This window comes from uncultured Amaricoccus sp., from assembly GCF_937858865.1.
Taxonomy (GTDB): domain Bacteria; phylum Pseudomonadota; class Alphaproteobacteria; order Rhodobacterales; family Rhodobacteraceae; genus Amaricoccus.
In genome coordinates, this window is sequence record NZ_CALLYO010000264.1 from 1 (window position 1) to 3,534 (window position 3,534).

Consider the following 3,534-nt stretch of genomic DNA (forward strand, 5'->3'; position numbering starts at 1 on the left):
AGTGGCGCGCGGCGCTCCGCCCCGGCACCAGGGTCGCCTTCCTCGAGACGATGTCGAACCCGACCCTCGAGGTCATCGACGTCGCCGCCGTCGCCGAGCTTGCCCATGCCGCCGGCGCAACGCTCGTCGCCGACAACGTCTTCCCGACGCCGGTCTTCCAGCGCTGCCTGCCGCTCGGCGCCGACGTCGTGGTCTATTCGGCCACCAAGCACATCGACGGCCAGGGCCGCTGCCTCGGCGGCGTGGTGCTCGGCCGGCGCGAGTTCATCCGCGGCCCGCTCGAGACCTTCCTCAAGCACACCGGCGGCGCGCTCAGCCCGTTCAACGCCTGGGTGATGCTGAAGGGCCTCGAGACCCTCGACCTGCGCTGCCGCGCCCAGGCCGCCACCGCGCAGGCCCTGGCCGAGCGGCTCGAGGGGCACCCCGCGCTCTCGCGGGTGATCTACCCCGGCCTTCCTTCCCACCCGCAGGCCGCCCTCGCCGCCCGGCAGATGGAGACGGGCGGCACCATGCTCGCCATCGAGCTCGCCGGCGGCAAGCCGGCCGCCTTCCGCTTCCTCGACGCGCTGGAGCTCATCCTCATCTCCAACAACCTCGGCGACGCCAAGAGCCTCGTCACCCACCCGGCGACGACGACCCACCAGCGCCTCACCGCCGAGCAGCGCGCCGCGCTCGGCATCGGCGACGGCCTTGTCCGCCTCTCGATGGGGCTCGAGGACCCCGAGGATCTCTTCGCCGACATCTCGCACGCCCTGGCCGCCGCCATCAGTGGAAAATAAACCCTCCTCAATCCCCGCGGTTGCAAATCGCGGGGGTTTCTCCCCTTAGTTGCTGATCGAACGGTATCCGTATGTTTGGGCGGCCGCAGCTTTGCAATCGGCCGCGCGTACCCCATGTTGTCGGCGTCCGCGCATGGTGGAATCGAGGAGGTGGACGGCATGAACCTGTACAACCCGCAGATCGACCCCGCGCTCGCGCCCGAGCCCGCCGCCGGTCCGTCCGCCCGGCGCCCGAGCAAGGCCGAGGCGGAAGCCGCCGCGCGCACCCTCCTTCTCTGGGCCGGCGACCAGCGCTCCGGCGCAGCTGCCGACCTCGCCGCCGACCTCGCCACCATCCTCGCCCGCACCGGCGCCGCCGCCTACCCGGCCTTCAGCCGCAGCTACCCGCACGACTTCGCGGCGGGCGAGGCCTACGTCGCGACCCTCCCCGACCTGCAGAACGGCCCCGAGAGCCTGATCAAGGGCACCAAGACCGGCATCCAGCACGTCGGCATCTCGAACTTCCGCCTGCCGGTCCGCTTCCGCGCCCGCGAGGGCGGCGAGGTGCAGCTCGAGACCTCGGTCACCGGCTCGGTCTCGCTGGAAGCGAACAAGAAGGGCATCAACATGAGCCGCATCATGCGGTCCTTCTACCGGCACGCCGAGACCAGCTTCTCCTTCGAGGTGATCGACGCCGTCCTCGACAGCTACCTCGCCGACCTCGAGAGCTACGACGCCCGCATCATGATGCGCCTGAGCTACCCGATGCTGAAGCGCTCGCTCAGGAGCGGCCTCGAGGGCTGGCAGTACTACAACGTCGCCCTCGAGATGACCAAGACGGCCGCCACCACCCGCCGCATCGTGCATCTCGACTATGTCTATTCCTCGACCTGCCCCTGCTCGCTCGAGCTCTCCGAGCACGCCCGCCGCACCCGCGGCCAGATCGCGACCCCGCACTCGCAGCGCTCGGTCGCCCGCGTCTCGGTCGAGCTCGTCGGCACCGAGCTGCTCTGGTTCGAGGACCTCGTCGACCTCTGCAACGCCGCCATCCCGACCGAGACCCAGGTGATGGTGAAGCGCGAGGACGAGCAGGCCTTCGCCGAGCTGAACGGCGCCCACCCGATCTTCGTCGAGGACGCCGTGCGCCTGCTCTGCGCCAGCCTCGAGTCCGACCGCCGCATCGGCGACTTCCGCGTCGTCGCGAGCCACCAGGAGTCGCTGCACAGCCACGACGCCGTCTCCGTCCTCACCATGGGCGAGACCTTCGCCCAGGCCAGCCTCGACCCGCGCCTCTTCGACACGCTGACCGCGGGGCGCTGACTGCCGAGAAGGTGCCACCCCATCATCCTGGCAAAAAATGCTCCCGCCGGAGGCACCGCCCGGAACGGGCGGTCCCGTGCCGTTACGCGCCGACGGCCCGCAGGGAGATCTGCCTGAACCGTTGGGGCTTCTCGGCGGGCTCGACCTCGAACTGTCCAGTCTCGCGCAGCAGGCCGGCCATCTTCTTTGTTCTGAACGCCTTCAGGTTCACGCCCACCCGTCGCGCCTCGCTTCCGAATGTGGCGAGACTGTACCAGCCGTCCCGCGCCTCCATCTGCTCCAGCACCAAGCGGATCGGGCCAAGGGCCGGGTGCGGCCGGGTCGCGGCTGGCGGGCTCGCTGGTGGTTTCACGGCCGGCACGAGCGCGACATATGCATCGCAGGCAATCGGCAACCGTCCGTGCCCGTTACCGAAGCCGTAGACGCTCTTTCCCTCCTGGCGAAGGTGGACGGCGAGCTCTGCGAAGTCGCCATCGGACGAAACGATGCAGAAGCCGTCGATGCCCCCGGCATGAAGCAAATTCATGGCGTCGATCGTCAACCGTATGTCGGCGGCGTTCTTTCCCGGAGTCGGCGCGAAGCAATGCCGCGGATCGAGCGCGAAGCGCGCCGCGGCTTCAGCCCAACCGCTCGCGGACCCATCGAAGTCGCCGTAGAGGCGCTGCACATGGCGTTCACCGAAGCGGTCGACTTCCCGAAAGATGGTCGGCGCGAGCTTGTGCGAGATATTCTCGCCGTCGATCAGGACGGCAAGCCGTGCTACAGGCAGGGAACTCGTCATGCGTGCAAGCATGAACCCGCCACCCCGATCCGCCAAGCCGCCCGTCCGCTGTTGGTAAAGCCATGATCTACGTCGACGCCGATGCCTGCCCGGTCCGCGACGAGACCGTCCGCGTCGCCGAGCGCCACGCCCACCCGGTCACCTTCGTCTCGAACGGCGGCATCCGCCCCAGCCGCCACCCGCTCGTCACCGTCACCGTCGTCGCCGAGGGCGCCGACGCCGCCGACCGCTGGATCGCCGAGCGCATCGGCCCGGGCGATGTCTGCGTCACCGCCGACATCCCGCTCGCCGCTCGCGCGCTGGAGCGGGGCGCCCGCGTCCTCGCCCCGAACGGCGAGCCGTTCACGCCTGCCAACATCGGCCCCCGCCTCGCCACCCGCGACCTGATGGCCGACCTCCGAGCCGCCGATCCCTTCCGCCAGGGCGGCGGCCGCCCCTTCGCGAAATCCGACCGCTCCCGTTTCCTGCAGTCCCTCGACCGCACCCTGCACGAGGCCGCCCGCGCCCACCCGCGCTGACGCCCTTCTTCTTCCTGCAAGAAACCTGGAGAGTTTCCGTGATGGCTGGGCAGGGCTTTTCCGCGGGTTTCAGGCGCGGGCCTGCCAGGTCCGGTCGCCCCGGACGAGGACGTTGGCGAGGATGACGAGCTTGCACATCACGGCGACGAGGGCGAGC

At 69.9% G+C, this 3,534-nt stretch carries 4 protein-coding genes; 3 read left to right on the forward strand and 1 reads right to left on the reverse strand.

What is annotated here, in order from left to right:
• Both Q0112_RS07390 and folE2 read left to right on the forward strand, forming a co-directional pair.
• Positions 1–779: PLP-dependent transferase (locus tag Q0112_RS07390; RefSeq protein WP_297973393.1), on the forward strand; the 779-nt coding region annotated here is incomplete at its 5' end.
• 159 nt (positions 780–938) lie between these two features.
• On the forward strand, positions 939–2,078 hold the full coding sequence (gene folE2, locus Q0112_RS07395) for a GTP cyclohydrolase FolE2 (protein ID WP_297973396.1): 1,140 nt from the start codon (positions 939–941) through the stop codon (positions 2,076–2,078).
• Between the two features lie 82 nt (positions 2,079–2,160).
• On the opposite strand, the gene Q0112_RS07400 is transcribed toward folE2, so the two are convergent.
• The gene (locus Q0112_RS07400; RefSeq protein ID WP_297973399.1) at positions 2,161–2,871 is read right to left on the reverse strand and encodes an NYN domain-containing protein; all 711 of its coding nucleotides are present in this window, start codon (positions 2,869–2,871) and stop codon (positions 2,161–2,163) included.
• A gap of 50 nt (positions 2,872–2,921) precedes the next feature.
• On the opposite strand from Q0112_RS07400, the gene Q0112_RS07405 reads away from it, so the two are divergent.
• Positions 2,922–3,377: a YaiI/YqxD family protein gene (locus Q0112_RS07405; protein ID WP_297973402.1), complete on the forward strand. Its 456-nt coding sequence runs from the start codon at positions 2,922–2,924 to the stop codon at positions 3,375–3,377.
• The last annotated feature ends 157 nt before the right edge of the window (positions 3,378–3,534 follow it).

What these genes read in the sequence shown, in the direction of transcription:
- Q0112_RS07400 (WP_297973399.1), bottom strand. Translation starts at nt 2,871, where the DNA reads ATGCTTGCACGCATGACGAGTTCCCTGCCTGTAGCACGGCTTGCCGTC.
- Q0112_RS07405 (WP_297973402.1), top strand. Translation starts at nt 2,922, where the DNA reads ATGATCTACGTCGACGCCGATGCCTGCCCGGTCCGCGACGAGACCGTC.
- folE2 (WP_297973396.1), top strand. Translation starts at nt 939, where the DNA reads ATGAACCTGTACAACCCGCAGATCGACCCCGCGCTCGCGCCCGAGCCC.